The sequence below is a fragment of the Streptomyces chattanoogensis genome (genome assembly GCF_001294335.1).
In the GTDB taxonomy this organism is placed as follows: Bacteria; Actinomycetota; Actinomycetes; order Streptomycetales; family Streptomycetaceae; genus Streptomyces; species Streptomyces chattanoogensis.
Window position 1 is genome coordinate 1 of sequence record NZ_LGKG01000065.1, and the last position, 427, is coordinate 427.

Annotated in this window: 1 protein-coding gene; it reads right to left on the reverse strand. The window is 69.1% G+C overall.

Features of this window, described 5'->3' with window-relative positions:
- A partial coding sequence (locus tag ADL29_RS09005; RefSeq protein WP_483855164.1) for a carbamoyl phosphate synthase preATP-grasp domain-containing protein occupies positions 1-427 on the reverse strand: 427 nt, incomplete at both ends.

Genomic DNA, 427 nt, shown 5'->3' on the forward strand with positions numbered 1-427 from the left:
GCGTGCACGATCTCCAGCACGTCCTCGAGCGTGAGCGGCTCGAAGTAGAGGCGGTCGGAGGTGTCGTAGTCGGTGGAGACGGTCTCCGGGTTGCAGTTGACCATCACCGTCTCGTAGCCCGCGTCGCTGAGTGCGAAGGAGGCGTGGACGCAGGAGTAGTCGAACTCGATGCCCTGGCCGATGCGGTTGGGGCCGGAGCCCAGGATGATCACCGCGGGCTTGGTGCGCCGGGCGACCTCGCTCTCCTCGTCGTAGGAGGAGTAGAAGTACGGCGTGCGCGCGGCGAACTCGGCGGCGCAGGTGTCGACCGTCTTGTAGACCGGGCGCACCCCCAGGGCGTGCCGCACCTCGCGGACGACGTCCTCGCGCAGCCCCCGGATCTCCGCGATCTGGGCGTCGGAGAAGCCGTGCCGCTTGGCCTCCGCGA